This is a genomic window from Streptomyces albospinus (assembly GCF_014648695.1).
GTDB lineage: Bacteria > Actinomycetota > Actinomycetes > Streptomycetales > Streptomycetaceae > Streptomyces > Streptomyces albospinus.
This window is the reverse complement of the sequence record NZ_BMRP01000030.1, coordinates 39172-55311: the sequence shown is the minus strand read 5'-3', so window position 1 is coordinate 55311 and position 16140 is coordinate 39172. Positions and strand designations below refer to the sequence as shown.

General features: G+C 72.1%; 17 protein-coding genes. 12 read left to right on the top strand and 5 right to left on the bottom strand.

Annotation, left to right across the window (positions count from 1 at the left end; all coding sequences use genetic code 11):
• Window positions 1–18: 18 nt before the first annotated feature.
• The 5 genes from afsQ1 (at window position 19) to IEZ17_RS30220 (ending at window position 4048) form a co-directional block, all read left to right on the top strand.
• Entirely contained in the window at window positions 19–696 is a 678-nt protein-coding gene (gene afsQ1, locus IEZ17_RS30240; protein ID WP_131124765.1) for a two-component system response regulator AfsQ1, read from the top strand.
• Window positions 693–2432: an ATP-binding protein gene (locus tag IEZ17_RS30235; protein WP_373299992.1), complete on the top strand. Its 1740-nt coding sequence runs from the start codon at window positions 693–695 to the stop codon at window positions 2430–2432. The genes afsQ1 and IEZ17_RS30235 overlap by 4 nt, the downstream gene beginning before the upstream one ends.
• Window positions 2429–3061 carry a hypothetical protein gene (locus tag IEZ17_RS30230; RefSeq protein WP_189305681.1) on the top strand — a complete coding sequence of 211 codons (633 nt, stop codon included), beginning with the start codon at window positions 2429–2431 and terminating at the stop codon, window positions 3059–3061. Before IEZ17_RS30235 ends, IEZ17_RS30230 begins: the two co-directional genes overlap by 4 nt.
• A 162-nt stretch (window positions 3062–3223) precedes the next feature.
• Complete coding sequence (locus IEZ17_RS30225; RefSeq protein WP_268249860.1) at window positions 3224–3736, top strand: VanZ family protein; 513 nt, start codon at window positions 3224–3226, stop codon at window positions 3734–3736.
• A 102-nt stretch (window positions 3737–3838) separates the two neighbouring features.
• The gene (locus tag IEZ17_RS30220; protein ID WP_189305677.1) at window positions 3839–4048 is read left to right on the top strand and encodes a PspC domain-containing protein; all 210 of its coding nucleotides are present in this window, start codon (window positions 3839–3841) and stop codon (window positions 4046–4048) included.
• Window positions 4049–4160: 112 nt separating this feature from the next.
• Here IEZ17_RS30220 and IEZ17_RS30215 read toward each other — a convergent pair whose 3' ends face one another.
• Together IEZ17_RS30215 and IEZ17_RS30210 are read right to left on the bottom strand one after the other, a co-directional pair.
• Window positions 4161–4430: a hypothetical protein gene (locus tag IEZ17_RS30215; RefSeq protein ID WP_189305675.1), complete on the bottom strand. Its 270-nt coding sequence runs from the start codon at window positions 4428–4430 to the stop codon at window positions 4161–4163.
• Between the two features lie 143 nt (window positions 4431–4573).
• Window positions 4574–5734: an adenosine deaminase gene (locus IEZ17_RS30210; protein WP_189305673.1), complete on the bottom strand. Its 1161-nt coding sequence runs from the start codon at window positions 5732–5734 to the stop codon at window positions 4574–4576.
• 103 nt (window positions 5735–5837) lie between these two features.
• On the opposite strand from IEZ17_RS30210, the gene IEZ17_RS30205 reads away from it, so the two are divergent.
• From IEZ17_RS30205 to IEZ17_RS30190, 4 genes are all read left to right on the top strand, one after another.
• Window positions 5838–6605, top strand: a complete 768-nt coding sequence (locus IEZ17_RS30205) for an alpha/beta hydrolase (protein ID WP_189305672.1) — start codon at window positions 5838–5840, stop codon at window positions 6603–6605.
• Window positions 6606–6712: 107 nt separating this feature from the next.
• Window positions 6713–9175, top strand: coding sequence for an AAA family ATPase (locus tag IEZ17_RS30200; RefSeq protein WP_189305670.1), 2463 nt, complete (start codon window positions 6713–6715; stop codon window positions 9173–9175).
• Entirely contained in the window at window positions 9172–10179 is a 1008-nt protein-coding gene (locus IEZ17_RS30195) for a phosphotransferase family protein (RefSeq protein ID WP_189305668.1), read from the top strand. The genes IEZ17_RS30200 and IEZ17_RS30195 overlap by 4 nt, the downstream gene beginning before the upstream one ends.
• A 7-nt stretch (window positions 10180–10186) precedes the next feature.
• The gene (locus IEZ17_RS30190; RefSeq protein ID WP_189305666.1) at window positions 10187–11248 is read left to right on the top strand and encodes an aminoglycoside phosphotransferase family protein; all 1062 of its coding nucleotides are present in this window, start codon (window positions 10187–10189) and stop codon (window positions 11246–11248) included.
• Here IEZ17_RS30190 and IEZ17_RS30185 read toward each other — a convergent pair.
• Window positions 11205–12248, bottom strand: coding sequence for a LysR family transcriptional regulator (locus IEZ17_RS30185; protein ID WP_373299988.1), 1044 nt, complete (start codon window positions 12246–12248; stop codon window positions 11205–11207). The two genes, IEZ17_RS30190 and IEZ17_RS30185, sit on opposite strands and share 44 nt — an antisense overlap.
• 35 nt (window positions 12249–12283) lie before the next feature.
• Between IEZ17_RS30185 and IEZ17_RS30180 the strand changes: the two genes are divergently transcribed.
• Window positions 12284–13603, top strand: coding sequence for an MFS transporter (locus IEZ17_RS30180; protein WP_189305664.1), 1320 nt, complete (start codon window positions 12284–12286; stop codon window positions 13601–13603).
• A gap of 285 nt (window positions 13604–13888) precedes the next feature.
• Here the strand turns inward: IEZ17_RS30180 and IEZ17_RS30175 are convergent, their stop codons facing one another.
• On the bottom strand, window positions 13889–14035 hold the full coding sequence (locus IEZ17_RS30175; protein ID WP_189305662.1) for a hypothetical protein: 147 nt from the start codon (window positions 14033–14035) through the stop codon (window positions 13889–13891).
• 88 nt (window positions 14036–14123) lie between these two features.
• Here IEZ17_RS30175 and IEZ17_RS30170 point away from each other — a divergent pair, with 88 nt between their 5' ends.
• Both IEZ17_RS30170 and IEZ17_RS30165 read left to right on the top strand, forming a co-directional pair.
• Window positions 14124–14618: a DUF5753 domain-containing protein gene (locus tag IEZ17_RS30170; RefSeq protein WP_229852799.1), complete on the top strand. Its 495-nt coding sequence runs from the start codon at window positions 14124–14126 to the stop codon at window positions 14616–14618.
• Window positions 14615–14836 (top strand): DUF397 domain-containing protein, encoded by a 222-nt coding sequence (locus tag IEZ17_RS30165; RefSeq protein ID WP_189305660.1) that lies wholly within the window; start codon window positions 14615–14617, stop codon window positions 14834–14836. The genes IEZ17_RS30170 and IEZ17_RS30165 overlap by 4 nt, the downstream gene beginning before the upstream one ends.
• Window positions 14837–14857: 21 nt before the next feature.
• Here IEZ17_RS30165 and IEZ17_RS30160 read toward each other — a convergent pair whose 3' ends face one another.
• A complete protein-coding gene (locus tag IEZ17_RS30160; RefSeq protein ID WP_189305658.1) occupies window positions 14858–16135 on the bottom strand; it encodes a thymidine phosphorylase in 1278 nt (425 codons plus the stop codon).
• Window positions 16136–16140: the final 5 nt, after the last annotated feature.

Genomic DNA, 16140 nt, shown 5'->3' with positions numbered 1-16140 from the left:
ATGGGCCAGAATGGCTGCGTGCCTTTCCTGTTGCTGATCGAGGACGACGACGCCATCCGCACGGCCCTCGAACTCTCGCTGTCGCGCCAGGGTCACCGTGTGGTGACCGCGGCGACGGGCGAGGACGGCCTGAAACTGCTGCGCGAGCAGCGGCCGGACCTGATCGTGCTGGATGTGATGCTGCCGGGCATCGACGGTTTCGAGGTGTGCCGCCGGATCCGGCGTACGGACCAGCTGCCCATCATCCTGCTCACCGCGCGCAACGACGACATCGACGTGGTGGTGGGCCTGGAGTCCGGTGCGGACGACTATGTCGTCAAGCCGGTGCAGGGGCGGGTGCTGGACGCCCGGATCAGGGCCGTACTGCGGCGCGGTGAGCGCGAGTCCAGCGATTCGGCGACGTTCGGTTCGCTGGTGATCGACCGCTCGGCGATGACCGTCACCAAGAACGGCGAGGATCTGCAACTGACGCCGACCGAGCTGCGGTTGCTGCTGGAGCTCAGCCGCCGGCCCGGTCAGGCGCTGTCCCGGCAGCAGCTGCTGCGGCTGGTGTGGGAGCACGACTACCTCGGGGATTCGCGGCTGGTGGACGCCTGTGTGCAGCGGCTGCGCGCGAAGGTGGAGGACGTGCCGTCCTCGCCGACGCTGATCCGCACGGTCCGCGGTGTCGGCTACCGGCTGGACACCCCGCAGTGACACCACGCTCCCCGGGAGACGACGGGACATCGGGCACGCCGGCGGACGGCGGGGCTTCGGACGCACGGGACACCGCCGGCCGGGAATCCACCGCGGCCGGTTCCGGTCGGCGGCCCACCCGGCTGCTGCGCCGGGCCGCCGGACTGCTGCGCTGGACGAGCCTGCGGCTGCGGCTGGTCGTGGTGTTCGCGCTGGTCGCGCTGACGGCGGCGGTCTCGGCGTCCGGGATCGCGTACTGGCTCAACCGCAACACCGTGCTGGACCGTACGCAGAACGCCGTCCTCAAGGATTTCCGCAAGTCGCTGGAGGACAGCACGCGGTCGCTGCCGCTGCGCCCGCGGTGCTCCGAACTCCAGGACGCCGCACGGCAGATGGCGGCCGGTCCGCAGAACTACACGGTGCTGCTGATCGGGTTGGACCGCGCGGGCAAGGAGTGCGCGGCCACCACCAACAAGGACCTGCTGACGCTCAAGAGCGTCCCGCAGTCGCTGCGCAACGCGGTCGACCAGGTGCGCCCGGTCGACGAGTCCAACCACTTCGCGCACCACCTGTACTGGCAGCGCAAGGAGGTCGGGGACGTCCCGTATCTCATCGCCGGGGCGAAGGTGATCGGCGGCGGGCCGACCGGCTACATGCTGAAGTCGCTGGCCACCGAGCGGCAGGACCTCACCTCGCTGGCCTGGTCCCTGGGGATCGCGACGGCGCTGGCGCTGGTCGGCTCGGCGCTGCTGGCGCAGGCCGCCGCGACGACCGTGCTGCGGCCCGTGCAGCGGCTGGGGTACGCGGCGCGGCAGCTGGGCGAGGGGCGGCTGGACACCCGGCTGCGGGTGACCGGCACGGACGAACTGGCGGATCTGTCGCGGACGTTCAACCGCACGGCGGAGCGGCTGGAGCAGCGCGTCGAGGAGCTGAGCGCGCGGGAGGCGGCGTCCCGCCGGTTCGTCGCGGACATGTCGCACGAGCTGCGCACCCCGCTGACCGCGATCACCGCGGTCAGCGAGGTGCTGGAGGAGGAGGCGGACTCCCTCGACCCGATGATCGCGCCGGCCGTGCAGCTGGTGGTCAGCGAGACCCGGCGGCTGAACGATCTCGTCGAGAACCTGATGGAGGTCACCCGCTTCGACGCGGGGACGGCCCGGCTGGTGCTCGACGATGTCGATGTCGCCGACCAGGTGACCGCCTGTATCGACGCGCGGGCCTGGCTGGACGCGGTGGATCTGGACGCCGACCGCGGCATCGTGTCCCGTCTGGACCCGCGGCGGCTGGATGTGATCCTGGCGAATCTGATCGGCAACGCCCTCAAGCACGGCGGCTCGCCGGTGCGGGTGTCGGTGCACACCGAGCCGGCGGAACGTCCGGAGGCAGCGGAGCGCACGGAGGCCGGGGAGCGCACCGAGCTGCCCGAAGGCCCGGCGGACGAGGGCGGGCGGCTGGTGATCCGGGTGCGGGACCACGGTCCGGGCATCCCGGATGAGGTCCTGCCGCATGTCTTCGACCGCTTCTACAAGGCCAGCGCGTCCCGGCCGCGGTCCGAGGGCAGCGGTCTGGGCCTGTCGATCGCGCTGGAGAACGCGCACATCCACGGCGGGGAGATCACCGCGGCCAACCACCCCGAGGGCGGCGCGGTGTTCACCCTGTGGCTGCCGATGGACGCCTCCCGGCTGGCCGACGGCGCGGAGCGGGCGGACGGCGGGACGTCCGGCGGTGGCGGCGAGGGCACGGGGGGCGAGCGATGACGGTCTGCATCCGGCCCGGGACGTGGCGGCGCACCGCGGCGGTCGCGGCTCTGGCCCTGGCCGCGGCGGGCTGCGGGATCCGCGGGACGTCCGTGCCGGTCGACGCGGGCGGCGCACCGTCGCGGGTGAGCTGCAAGGCCCCGCCCGCCGAGCCGGGGCCGGGCGCGTCCGCCACGGTGCAGGTCTCGGTCTACCTGGTGTGCGGTTCGGCGCTGGCCCAGGTGGAGCGGATGGTGTCGCTGCCCAAGGGGACCACGGCGGCGGAGGTCCGGCTGCTGTCCGCCCGGACGCTGCTGGCGGAGTTGCAGAAGCAGCCGCTGCCGGGGGAGGTCAGGGCCGGGTTCAGCACGGTGCTGCCGAGGGAGCTGCGGGTCGACGGGCCGCGGTCCGGCGATCCGGAGGAGGCGCTGCGGCTGTCGGTCCAGCCGGACGACCTGCCGTCGTTCGCGCTGGCGCAGCTGGTGTGCACGTACGGGGCGAGCAGCGCGCTGGGCCGGACGCATGCGGCGCTGCTGGGCGGCCCGGGGGCGGGGGCGCCGCACCGCTACGACTGCTCGGCGGACGTCCTGACCAATCCGGACATCGCGCAGCGGACGGGCTGGGGCGATCCGCTCTCCGAACAGAGCTGAGCGGCACCGCTCCGAGGGGCCGCCGCGGGTGCGCGGGGCTCGTGCGCGGCCGGGCCGCGCATCCGCCCGAGCCGGGCGCAAGCGGGCGGAACCGCGGCCCCCGCTGCCGGCGTCCTGGCCTGTGTGCAGCGTCATGGCCCTGGCGGCACCGTCGCCCCCCGTTTGCGCGCCACCGGAATTCTCCTCCTCGTGGTGCACCTGCTGATCGTCTGCTGGCTGATGCTGCGTCCTCGTACGGTGCCGTGGGTGCCGGCGCCGAATCTGGAGCCGCTGGCGTCGATCCACGCCGAGCTGGCGCGCGGCACGTGGCAGGCGGTGTGGCACCTGGGCGGTTCGGTGCTGCTGCTGGCGCCGCTGGGGGTGCTGCTGCCGCTGGCGGGCGGCCGGTTGAACGTTTCCCCGCTGGGCTCGCTGGCCCGTACGGTCTTCGCCGGGGCGATGATCGCGCTCACCATCGAGGTGCTCCAATCCGGGGTGCCGGGGCAGGTCCCGGACATCGACACCGCGCTGCTGAGCACCCTGGGGGTGGCACTGGCCCACCTCGCCGTCGTCCCCGGGGCCCGGTCCCGGCTCCGCCGCCGGTACGAGCATCCCAGGGGTGCGACCCCGAAGATCTCCAGGGTCGGTCTGGCCCCGCAGGCTGACGTCTTCTCCGGCGGCCGAACCTACCTTTGAGGCATCGGGGCGATCGCTCCGAATCCGCCGAGGCCGAGAAAGCCGAGAAGGCCGAGAAAGCCGAGAAAGCCGTCCCGTAGGACGCCGAGAAGGAGCAGCCCCATGCCCGCCGCACTGGTCCGCCCCACCGACAACCGCATGATCGCCGGCGTCTGCGCCGGCCTCGCCCGCCGCTTCGGCATCCGCCCGGCCACGATGCGGGTGATCTTCCTGCTCTCCTGCCTGCTGCCCGGCCCGCAGTTCCTGGTCTATCTGGCGCTCTGGGTGCTCCTCCCCTCGGAGGAGCAGGCGACCGGTGCCGCGGCGTGGTGACCCGGGGCTCCCCCGGGACATGACCGTGCCCCGTTCCATACGGGACACGACGTACGGAACGGGGCACGGCGGGGTCGTCCCCTAGGGGACGGCGAGCAGGCCGGTCGGCTGCTCAGGGGTTCACGGGGAGGGCGACGGGCAGACCCGCGATCTGGTTGCCCTGAGGGTTCAGGTGAGCCTTGATGGGGCCGTTGCCGTCCTTCTTGATGTGGCCGGAGGCCCCGGCGATGGTCTTGGTGGCGTCCTTGACCGGCAGGCTGTGCAGCACCCCGTTGGTGTCGATCGAGTTGCCGACCGGGGCGGCGGAGGCGACGCCCGCGGCGGTGGCGGCGAAGACGGCGCCGAGCGCGACGGCACCAAGAGTCTTGACAGTCTGCTTCATCGAATTACGTCCTCGTGATGGGGGCTTGACCGGCTAAGAAACCTAGTGATTCCGCCACCGTCGCCGCAAACAGCCACCACCACGGAAAAAACGGCCGGTGGACAATTCACCGGCCGTTGCGCTACAGCTTTTTTCCGCATCACTCACCCAGCGTCAGATCCCCTGTTGGTGAGGGGAGTTGTGGCGCTCTGGCGGAACAGCCACTCGGACCGGAGTTCCGCGTATCCGGGCTTGATGACGTCATTGATCATGGCCAGACGTTCATCGAAAGGAATGAAGGAAGACTTCATGGCATTGACCGTGAACCACTGCATGTCGTCGAGGGTGTAGCGGAATGTCCTCACCAGGTGCTCGAATTCCCGCGACATGCTGGTGCCGCTCATCAGGCGGTTGTCGGTGTTGACCGTGAGGCGGAACTGGAGCCGGCGCAGCAGGCCGATGGGGTGCTCCGCGTAGGAGGTGGCGGCGCCGGTCTGGAGGTTGGAGGTGGGGCACATCTCCAGCGGGATGCGCTTGTCGCGGACGTACGAGGCGAGCCGGCCGAGGGCGACGGAGCCGTCCTCGCCGACCTCGATGTCGTCGATGATGCGGACGCCGTGGCCGAGGCGGTCGGCGCCGCACCACTGGAGCGCCTGCCAGATGGAGGGCAGGCCGAAGGCCTCACCGGCGTGGATGGTGAAGTGGTTGTTCTCCCGCTTGAGGTATTCGAAGGCGTCGAGGTGGCGGGTGGGCGGGTAGCCGGCCTCGGCGCCCGCGATGTCGAAGCCGACGACGCCCGAGTCGCGGAAGCGGTTGGCGAGTTCGGCGATCTCCAGGGCGCGGGCGGCGTGCCGCATGGCGGTGAGCAGGGCGCCGACGCGGATGCGGTGGCCGTTCTCGCGGGCGCGCCGCTCGCCCTCCCGGAAGCCGTCGTTGACGGCCTCGACGACCTCTTCGAGGCTGAGGCCCTGCTCCAGGTGCTGTTCGGGGGCGTAGCGCACCTCGGCGTAGACGACGCCGTCGGCGGCCAGGTCCTCGGCGCACTCGGCGGCGACCCGGGTCAGCCCCTCGCGGGTCTGCATGACGGCGCAGGTGTGCGCGAAGGTCTCCAGATAGCGCTCCAGCGAGCCGGAGTCGGCGGCCTCGCGGAACCAGATCCCGAGCTTCTCCGGGTCGGTTTCGGGGAGTCCGGCGTATCCGTTCTCGCGGGCCAGGTCGACGACGGTACCGGGGCGCAGCCCGCCGTCGAGGTGGTCGTGGAGCAGCACTTTGGGGGCGCGGCGGATCTGTTCGGCGGTCGGCAGGTTACTGGTCTCGCTCGTCATTTCCGCACTCTAGCCCCTACGCGCGTAGAGCTCGCCGAACGATACGTAACAGTGACCCATCCACAGGGTGGACAGCGCGCCGCCTTCTGCCATCGTTCTCGTCATGGCTCAGCAAGCGCTACCGGTGCGCGAGGCCCGGCTGGGAAAACCACTGGGACCGGCAGGGACGGACAAGGCGGTGAGCGGTGTCGCTCTCTTATTGCCCGGGGGCGGGCCGACCGGGCTGGGGCGGCCGTCGCCGGTGCCCGCGCTCGCGGTGCGCCCGCTGGCGGCCCGGCTGGCGAAGGCCGGTCGACCCGAGGGGCTGACCGCCCACGTGGTGCACTACCGCTGCCGCGGCTGGAACGGCGCCGCCGCGCATCCGGCACGGGACGCCTCCTGGGCACTGGAGGAGGTGGTGCGGCGCTACGGCGACGTTCCGGTGGCCCTGGTCGGTACGGGCATGGGCGCCCGCGCCGCACTGCACGCCGCCGGCCACCCGGCCGTCAACTCCGTCCTGGCGATAGCCCCTTGGCTGCCCGACCCGCGCCGGGACGACGGCGAGCCCGACCCGGTCAAGCAGCTCATCGGCCGGCAGGTGCTCCTGGTGCACGGCACCAACGACGAGCGGGTCGACCCCGAAATCTCCTACCGCTACGCCGAGCGGGCCAAGAAGGTCAACCGCGACACCTGCCGCTTCGAGGTGCACTCCGACGGCCACACGCTGCATCAGCACCGCTCCGAAGTCTGGGCGCTGGCCGCGGACTTCATGCTCGGCTCGCTGTTCACCCGGAACTTCGCCCGGCCGGTGAAGGACGCCCTGGCCGCGCCCCCGCCCCTGGGACTGCGGATGCCGCTGGCGTCGGGGTTCGGGCGGTCGCTGCGGTACTGAGCCAGCAGGGCAACTCCGGTGCGGGGTGGTTGCGTCGGGGGTAGCCTCCCTGGGAGCCGAGAGCAACGGGGGGATTCGGTATGCCCATTGGGCCGCGATACCGGCGTGTGTCCGCGCTGCAGCGCCAGTTCTTCGACCGGGAGAACGCGCTGTCCGCCTATGACGAGGCACTGTTCCGGCTGCCGCCGTCCGACGGTCCGCACCTTCTCAACATCGTGGGCGTCGGCGGCATCGGAAAGTCCCGCCTGTTGCAGGAGCTCCGCAACCGCACCGGGGAGGCGTACCGCACCGCCCACCTCGACCTCCAGATCCCCGCGCTGCGGCAGCAGGAGGACGCGCTCGCCGTGCTGCGCACCGACTTCGGTGCGCAGGGGGTGAAGTTCGACCGCTTCGACATCGCCTACGCCGTGCTGTGGCAACGCGTCCATCCGCAGCTGCGGATGGACCGGTCCAGCACGCCGTTCGCGGAGGAGAGCGACGTGCTCTCGAAGATCCTCGACGACGCCATGGGGTTCCCGGTCTTCGGCACCGCGGCCGGGCTGGTACGGCTCACCGACCGGGTCCTGACCAGCCGGCAGCGCAAGCAGCGCATCAAGAACGACCCGACGCTCCGGGACCTCGACAACCTCTCCAACGCGGAACTGGGATACGCGGTCTCCTACCTGCTCGCCGAGGAACTGCGCGAGGCCAGTCGCGAGCGGCCGTTCGTGCTGTTCGTGGACGCATACGAGGCGCTCGTCCCCGCGCCGCTCCCCGGCGGGAAGAGTTTCGGCGCGGACGCCTGGCTGCGGGACCTGCTCGGCCAGTTACAGGGCGGGCTGACCGTGGTGGCGAGCCGGGAGCCGCTCCAGTGGGCGGCGTACGACAAGGACTGGGCTGCGGTGATCCGCCAGGTGTCCGTGGAAGGGCTGCCGATGGCGGCCCGGCTCGATCTGCTGTCCGCCGCGGGCATCGCCGAGGGTGGCCGGCAGCGGTCGATCGCGGAGGCCAGCGCCGGGGTGCCGTTCTACCTCCACCTGGCCATCGACACGTACCACCAGAACCCGGCCCGGCTGGAGACGACGATCACCTCCGAGCACATCGTCCAGCGGTTCCTCCAGCACGTCCCGCCCGACGAGGTCCGGATCCTGGAACTGCTCAGCGTGGCGCGCACCTTCGACTTCGAGGCGTTCCGGGCTTTGGGACGGGCCTTCAATCTCCCCGCGCATCTGCTGACCTGGGAGTCGCTGACCGCGTACTCCTTCGCCTATCCCCTGGCCCAGGGCCGGTACCGGCTGCACCAGCTCATGGTCGCCGCCCTCCAGTCCCACCTCTCCCCCGCCGTTCGGCGGGCCGTGCACGCCCGGCTGCGGGCGTACTGGGAAGAGGCCGTGGACCGCTCGGGGGGTCTGCCGGAGAGGGGTGGGGTGTCCCGTTCGGCGCCACTGCGGGAGGCGGTCTACCACGGTCTGCACGCCGAGGAGATCACCGCCGAACAGATCCACGCCTGCGCCGACCGCGGGATGGCGATGGGCGGGCGCCAGGCAGTGGACGGGATCGTGCGGGACCTGCGGGACTACCTGGCCGCCCGGCCCGATGCGGACGGTTCGCTGCGGGAGGCCGCGGACTGCCTGGAGGCGGAGTCACTGCTCGCCCTGGGCAACGCCCGGGCGGTGATCGACCTGGCGCCGGAGGTGGAGCGGGAGGCCGGTACCGCGGTCTCGGCCCGGCTCGCGCTCGCCGCCGCCAACGCCCGGCGGATCGCAGGCGAGAGCCGCACCGCGGCCCGGATCTTCCAGCAGGTCTGGGACGAGCAGTCAGGTCCGGTGCGGATCTCCGCGGGCTTCTGCCTGGCCGACATCAGGATGTGGCAGGGTGACTTCGCGGCCGCGTTCGACCTGGCCGTCTCCGTATACGAGATGTGCGGGACGGAACACCGCGGTATCCGGGCGGACGTCACCCGGCTGCTCCACCTAGGCCACCGCTTCCTGCTCGATTTCGACGCGGCCGGCGAACTGCTCACGGAGGCCGAGGAGGAGTACCGGCACACCGCCGACCCGTTCGGCTCGGCGAACATCCGGACCAACCGCGCCGAACTGCTGGCCTTCACGGACCCGGAGGGCGCCGTCGCGGAGGCCGCGGCGGCCCTGGAGGTCCAGCGGGAGCTGGGCGCCCAGCACGAGATCGGCAAGGCGTACACCGCGATGGCCATGGCACAGACCCGGCTCGGCGCCTACGAGCGGGCCGCCTCGTCCTTCCTCAGCGCCTACGCCGCCCTCGACCGGGCCGGCTACCGGTCCGGCCGGGCCCGTGCCGACATGTACCGGGCGTTCCTGCTGCTGCGACAGGGGCACCGCGGGGAGTGTCTGGCGCTACTGCGCCGGGCGGTCGCCGAGTTCGAGGCGTGCGACGTCTATCCGTCGCTGGTGCTCGCCATCCAGCGGGCGGCGCTGCGGCTCGGCGCGGACGACCCGGAGCTCGCGGCAGCCGCCACCCGCGCCCGGGCCGGCCTCCACCTGCTGCTCCCGCTGGACGCCCTGGAGCGCCGGACCGACGCGATGCTGTCGCTGTTCTTGGGGGCGGGCGCATGAACCACCAGGAGCTGTACGCGGTGGCGCTGGCGACCACCGAGACCGCGGCCGGGTACTACAACCGCAACACAGGGCTGGACACGCCCGAGGGCCGGGTCAACGTGCGGATCCCGCTGCCGGGCGCCGACGTGATGGACGTCCGGCTGTGGCGGGAGGAGGAGGTGCTGGCCGCCGTCCGCCCGTACGTGGACCACGCGCCGGAGCTGCGCCACGTCTCGCAGCGGCCACGCTTCCAGGTGCAGAGCTTCATCGACGGGCGGCTGCTCGACGGCTTCTCGCCGCGCGGCAGCGCCGTCCCCGGCCATGTCCTGGACGATGTGGTGCGGCTGCTGGCGCAGCTGTCGGCGATCCCGGCCGAGAAGCTGCCGTCGCTGCCGGGCGAGTGGCCCGTCGCGGGCGACTCGACGGGCTTCGGGCGACGGCTGTCCGCGCTGACCCGGCGGATCCACGCGGACCATCTGGCGGAGTACGGCGAGGTGTTCGCCTACTTCGGCTTCCCGGCCGATCCGCTGGCGGGCACCGAGGAGCGGTGGGCCGCGCTGACATCTCGCCCATTCTCGGTGCTCCACGCCGATCTGCACCGGAAGAACATGATCGTGTCCGGCGGGGCGACGTGGTTCCTCGACTGGGAGCTGGCCCTGTGGGGCGACCCGGTCTACGAACTCGCCATCCACCTGCACAAGATGGACTATCCCGAGGACCAACGGGAGGCGCTGGTGGCCCGCTGGCTGCGCGCGATGCCGGCCGGGTGCACCGCCGGCTGGCGGCGCGACGTGGCGGCGTACCTGCGCCACGAGCGCCTGAAGTCGGCGGTGGTGGACACCGTCCGTTACTCCAAGCAGCTGGCCGCGCCCGGTACGGATCCCGCATTCGGCGCGTTTCTTGTGTCACGTCTGGCCAAGAAGGTGAATGCCGCCCGTCGGGACTGGGGAGTGGTCTCGGACGTCACGACCGAGGACATCCGCGCCGGACTGCGCAGGGGACCGACGCACAGGAGCCCATGAAGGGGCGGTGGACAGGCGCATGGACGCGATGACGCTGTACGAGGAGGCCCGCCGGCGGGACGACGGACACGCCGGCTACTACAACCGCAACGTGCGGGTGGGATCCGGCGACGGCCCGGTGATGGTCCGCATTCCGACCCCCGGGGCGGAGTCGATGGACCTGACGGTGTGGTCGGAGCCACAGCTGCTGGAGGCGATCCGCCCGTACGTCGGCGCAGCGCCGCAGCTGCTCCACGCACAGGCGGAACCGCCCTTCCAGATCCACGAGTTCATCGCGGGCCGGTCCTTGGACGAGGTGTGCCCGGTGGGGACGGCGCTGCCGGGCCGGGTACTGGACGACATCGGCGAGCTGTTCGGGCAGCTGCTGCGGGTGCCGTCCGGCAAGCTCCCCGCCACGCCGGCCGGCTGGCCCGGGGACGGCGACACCGCCGGCTTCGCCGCCGCGCTGCTGGCGCTCGTCCGCACCATCCGCGCCGCCGGCGACCCGCCGACCCTGCGGCTCTACGCGGAACTGGGCGTCCCCGACGATCCCTGCGGCCTGCTGGAGAGGCGGGCCGGTGCACTGCGCGCCCGCCCGTTCCGGCTGCTCCACGCCGACCTGCACCGCGGCAACATGATCACCGACGACCGGCGGACGGTCTTCCTCGACTGGGAGCTGGCGCTGTGGGGCGACCCGGTCTACGACCTGGCGGACCACCTGCACAAGATGTCCTACCTGCCGGGCGAAGACGCCCGGGTGCGGGCCCTGTGGGAGCGCGCCGCCCCGGCCGAATGCCGGCCCGGCTGGCTGAACGGCCTCGGGTTCTACCTCGGCTACGAGCGGATGAAGTCGGCGGTGGTGGACACCGTGCGCTGGGCCCGCCGGATCGCGGCCGCGACCACCCCCGAGGTCCGTCGGTCCCTCGCCGGCGAGCTCGCCGCCAAGTACACCGCGGCGCGGCCCTATTGGGAGCCGGTGGCTCCCGTCCCCACCGTGGACGCCGTCGAGCAGGCCGCCGCCCGCTGGGCCCGGGCCGCTCGCCGCCTCATGAGAGCAACACCCCCCGCCGGCTCAGCAGGAACTTCTTGAACGCGGCCACCGGCGGGGTGTCCGGATGGCCGTCCAGCCATGCCACGCCGATCTCCCGGACCGCCCGCGGGGCGGTCACGGTCAGTTCGGCGACACCGGGGCGGGGGACGGCGGGCGGGGGCAGCAGGGCCACGCCCAGGCCGGCCGCGACCAGGCCGCGGAGGGTTTCGGCCTCCTCGCCCTCGAAGGCGACGCGCGGGGTGAAGCCGGCCTCGGCGCACAGTGCGTCGGTGATCCGGCGCAGGCCGTAGCCCGGTTCGAGGGTGACGAAGAGCTCGCCGGCGGCCTCCGCGAGGCGGATGCGCTTGCGGGCGGCCAGCGGGTGGTCGTCCGGGACGACGAGGCGGAGCTTCTGCTCGTCGAGCCGGCGGGCGACCAGGTCGGGGTAGTCGGGCACCGGGGAGGTCAGGCAGAGGTCGAGGTCGCCGGCCCGCAGCCGTTCGATCATCGCCTCGCCGTAGTTCTGGACGAGTTGGAAGCGGACGCCCGGGTGGTCGGCGCGGAAGCTGCGGATCAGGCCGGGGACGGTCTCCGGGCCGAGCGTGTGCAGAAAGCCGAAGGCGACCTTCCCGGCGGCCGGGTCGGCGTCGGCGCGGACGGAGTCGGTGGCCCGCTCCAGGTCGGTGAGGGCGCGCTCGACGGCGGCGAGGAAGCCGCGGCCGGCCGGGGTGAGGGAGAGCGTGCGGCCGTGCCGGGCGAAGAGGGCGACGCCGAGGTCGTCCTCCAGCCGCACCAGGGCGCGGCTGAGGGTGGGCTGCGGCATGCCGAGTTCGTGGGCGGCGCGGGTGACGTGCTCGTGCCGGGCGACGGCGGCGAACTGGGCGAGCCGCGGAGCGAGGGCCGGCGCCCAGGATCCGGGGCCCAGCTCCGCGGGCTCCGGGCCTTCGCGCGGGGCGCCGCGGGGGCGTTCCGGAATGTGTTTTCTGTTGCGACCTTGCAACAGAGGCGGTGGTGAACTGGGATCATGTGTCACAGCATCGATTATGGCGTTTTTATGCATTGGACGCATGAAGTAGGGGGGCCTACGTTCGGGGTATGCCTCCCGCTGATACCGGGGCGTCCGTCACCGACCGTGCGGTCGCCTCTCCCCAGTCGTCCACAGACACCTCTTCCACCGCCGCCGCGCCCGACCCCGAGTCGGACAAGCTGCGGCCGGGCGGCCCCGGCTACCGCCGGATGAGCTTCGCCCTCTTCGCCGCCGGAGTGGCCACCTTCGCCCTCCTCTACTCCACCCAGGCGCTGCTGCCCGCCATTTCCGGCGACCTCAACGTCTCCCCCGACCAGGCCAGTTGGACCGTCTCGGCGGCCACTTTCGGGCTGGCGCTGGGCGTGATCCCGCTGAGCGCGGTCTCCGAGCGCTTCGGCCGCCGCGCGCTGATGACGGCCTCGCTCTCGGTCGCCGCGCTGATCGCGCTGCTGGTCCCGTTCGCGCCGACGCTCGGCGTACTGATCGCGCTGCGCGCCGTCCAGGGCGTCGCGCTGGCCGGGCTGCCCGCGTCGGCGATGGCGTTCCTGGCGGAGGAGGTCCGCGCCAAGGCGCTGGTGGGGGCGATCGGCCTGTTCGTGGCCGGCAACAGCATCGGCGGGATGTCCGGGCGGATCGTGACCGGCTGGGTCGCGCAGGCCTGGGGCTGGCGGGCCGCGCTCGGCGCGGTGGGCGTGCTGGCCGTGGTGTGCGCGGTGGCCTTCCGGCTGCTGGTGCCCAAGGCCCGGCATTTCGCGGCGCGTTCGGTGGGCCCGCGGACGCTGGCCCGTACGCTGGGCGGCCACCTCTCCGACCCGCTGCTGCGCCGCCTCTACGGCATCGGCGCCCTGTTCATGACGGTCTTCGGCGCGGTCTACACGGTGATCGGCTACCGCCTGGTCGCCGAGCCGTTCAACCTGCCGCAGGGCATCGTCGGCTCGATCTTCATCGTCTACCTGGTCGGTACGGTCTCCTCGGCCGCGGCCGGCAAGCTGGTCGGCCGGATGGGCCGCCGCGGCGCCCTGTACCTGGCCGTCGGCACCACCTCCACCGGTCTGCTGCTCACCCTGGCCGCCTCGGTCGCCGCGGTGCTCGCGGGCCTGGTGCTGATCACCGCCGGCTTCTTCGCGGGCCACGCGGTCGCCTCGTCCTCGGTCAGCCGCACCGCCAAGACCGCGCGCGCCCAGGCGTCCGCGCTCTACCAGTGCGCGTACTACATCGGCAGCAGCCTGGGCGGCGCCCTCGGCGCGGTCGCCTTCCGCGCCGCCGGCTGGCAGGGCACGGTCCTTCTGGGGCTGGCCGCGATGGTCGGTGCGGCGTCGATCACCCTGTACGCCACGCGTAAGGCGGCGGCCGAGCGGCGGCTGCTGAGCCTGGCGAGGGCCGCGTAACCGCCTGCCCTACCCGGCCCTCCGGGCCCCGCGAGCCGAAGGGCCCGTCCCGCCACCTGTCCTGGCGGGGTGGGCCCTTCGTCGTACCGGCTGCCGGTCAGTCCCGCCCGAACGGCGACGTGTCAATGGTCAGGTCACGGTCCTCCACCGGGTAATGGTCGGCGGTGAGTTCGGTCACGGGGGTCTCCTCGTGCGCTTCGGTCCGGCGGCCCGCGCGCCGGCAGACGGCGCACGGGAACGGGCACGGCCTCACGGCCCGACCGGCCGGAACGTACACCACGGGCGTCATCCGACGATGGCCGCGGGACGGGCGTCCGCGGGCAGGCGGGCGCCCCGGCTCTCCGCGACGCGGTGGACGTCGGCCAGCGAATCGGTCAACTCGACGGCCAGCAGGTGGATTTCACCGGACGTCCAGCTACGGGCGTCGAGCACGCGCCGGGCCTCCTCGACGAGTTCGGCGGCGAGGCGGAGCTGGGCCTCCTCGACGTTGTCGATACTGGACTACTCCGCGAGCCTCGTCATGGGCATCCTCCAGACAGACGCTTACGCACGGGCCATTTTCAGCTCGTCGCACCCACGGGAAAGCGCGGATCTGATCGACGGCAGGGTCGCAGCCCGTCTGCGTCGTCGCGAAGTCTTCGAGCGTGACAAACCGCCGCCGCTATGGGTCATCCTGCACGAGGCGTGCCTACGAACGGTCGTAGGCGACAGAGCAGTTATGGCCGAACAGTTGGAGTACCTGATGACGGCTATGACGTCACCACACGTCGACCTCCAGATCATGCCGTTCTCAGCAGGAGCACCGGGGGCGCATACAAGGCCGTTCACCATGCTGACCTTCGATGGCTCCCCCACCGTGCTGTATGCCGATGGTCCGCAGGGCGGCAAGCTGTATGACTCCGCCGACACCATCACGTTGCACCTCGACAGCTACGATCGGTTGAGGGCGAACGCGTTGTCTCCCGCGCAATCACGAGTTCTCATCAAGACCGTGCTGAAGGGGTACCGATCATGAGCACTGGCTTCGATCTTTCGGACGTCGAGTGGATCAAGTCGTCCTACAGCGGCGGCGACGGCGGACAGTGCCTCGAATTCTCCCCCGCCCACATAGAAGCCCACGGCGTCGTCCCCGTCCGGGACAGCAAGGTTCCGGACGGGGACGTGGTCGTCGTTTCGGCGGCGGGGTGGGCCTCGTTCGTCTCCGCGGTCAGGAACGGGGAGTTCCGCGCCTGACGTCGGGCGAGAACGCCTGGGTCAGCCGATCCGCTCCAGCACCACCGGCGAGGCCGTGAAGCCCGCGTCCGCCGCCCCGATCTCCACCCCGCCCTCCAGCGCCGCGAGCGCGTAGTCGAACTTCTCCGGGGTGTCGGTGTGGAGGGTGAGCAGCGGCTGGCCGGCCGTCACCGCGTCTCCCGGCTTGGCGTGCAGCTCGATGCCCGCGCCGGCCTGCACCGGGTCCTCCTTGCGGGCCCGGCCGGCGCCCAGGCGCCAGGCGGCGAGGCCGACCGCGTACGCGTCGAGGGTCTGGAGCACACCGGTGGAGGGGGCGGTCACGATGTGGGTCTCGCGGGCGACCGGGAGGGCCGCGTCCGGGTCGCCGCCCTGGGCGGTGATCATGCGGCGCCAGTGGTCCATGGCGGAGCCGTCGGCGAGCGCCTTGGCCGGGTCGGCGTCCTTCAGGCCGGCCGCGTCCAGCATCTCGCGGGCGAGGGCGAGGGTGAGGTCGATGACGTCCTGCGGGCCGCCGCCGTCCAATACCTCGACGGATTCGCGGACTTCGAGGGCGTTGCCCGCGGTGAGGCCGAGCGGGGTGGCCATGTCGGTGAGCAGGGCGACCGTCTTCACGCCGTGGTCGCTGCCCAACCCGACCATGGTGGAGGCGAGTTCCCGGGCGTCGTCGATGTTCTTCATGAACGCGCCGGAGCCGACCTTGACGTCCAGGACGAGCGAGCCGGTGCCCTCGGCGATCTTCTTGGACATGATCGAGGAGGCGATGAGCGGAATGGACTCGACGGTGCCGGTGACGTCGCGGAGGGCGTAGAGCTTCTTGTCGGCGGGGGCCAGCCCGTCGCCCGCGGCGCAGATGACCGAGCCGACGTCGCGGAGGACGGCCAGCATCTCGTCGTTGCTCAGCTGCGCGCGCCAGCCGGGGATGGACTCCAGCTTGTCGAGGGTGCCGCCGGTGTGACCGAGGCCACGGCCGGAGAGCTGCGGGACGGCGGCGCCGCAGGCGGCGACCAGCGGCGCGAGCGGGAGGGTGATCTTGTCGCCGACGCCGCCGGTGGAGTGCTTGTCGGCGGTGGGGCGGGGCAGGGACGAGAAGTCCATCCGCTCGCCGGAGGCGATCATGGCGGCGGTCCAGCGGGCGATCTCCGTACGGTTCATGCCGTTGAGGAAGATGGCCATCGCCAGGGACGACATCTGCTCGTGGGCGACCTCGCCACGGGTGTAGGCGTCGATCACCCAGTCGATCTGATCGGGGGTCAGCTCTCCGCGGTCGCGCTTGGTACGGATGACGCTGATGACGTCCATGGGGC

Excerpts from the sequence above, each read along its gene's own strand:
- IEZ17_RS30230 (WP_189305681.1), top strand. The coding sequence starts at position 2,429 with ATGACGGTCTGCATCCGGCCCGGGACGTGGCGGCGCACCGCGGCGGTC.
- IEZ17_RS30220 (WP_189305677.1), top strand. The coding sequence starts at position 3,839 with ATGCCCGCCGCACTGGTCCGCCCCACCGACAACCGCATGATCGCCGGC.
- IEZ17_RS30215 (WP_189305675.1), bottom strand. The coding sequence starts at position 4,430 with ATGAAGCAGACTGTCAAGACTCTTGGTGCCGTCGCGCTCGGCGCCGTC.
- IEZ17_RS30210 (WP_189305673.1), bottom strand. The coding sequence starts at position 5,734 with ATGACGAGCGAGACCAGTAACCTGCCGACCGCCGAACAGATCCGCCGC.
- IEZ17_RS30205 (WP_189305672.1), top strand. The coding sequence starts at position 5,838 with ATGGCTCAGCAAGCGCTACCGGTGCGCGAGGCCCGGCTGGGAAAACCA.
- IEZ17_RS30195 (WP_189305668.1), top strand. The coding sequence starts at position 9,172 with ATGAACCACCAGGAGCTGTACGCGGTGGCGCTGGCGACCACCGAGACC.
- IEZ17_RS30185 (WP_373299988.1), bottom strand. The coding sequence starts at position 12,248 with ATGCATAAAAACGCCATAATCGATGCTGTGACACATGATCCCAGTTCA.
- IEZ17_RS30180 (WP_189305664.1), top strand. The coding sequence starts at position 12,284 with ATGCCTCCCGCTGATACCGGGGCGTCCGTCACCGACCGTGCGGTCGCC.
- IEZ17_RS30170 (WP_229852799.1), top strand. The coding sequence starts at position 14,124 with ATGGGCATCCTCCAGACAGACGCTTACGCACGGGCCATTTTCAGCTCG.
- IEZ17_RS30165 (WP_189305660.1), top strand. The coding sequence starts at position 14,615 with ATGAGCACTGGCTTCGATCTTTCGGACGTCGAGTGGATCAAGTCGTCC.
- IEZ17_RS30160 (WP_189305658.1), bottom strand. The coding sequence starts at position 16,135 with ATGGACGTCATCAGCGTCATCCGTACCAAGCGCGACCGCGGAGAGCTG.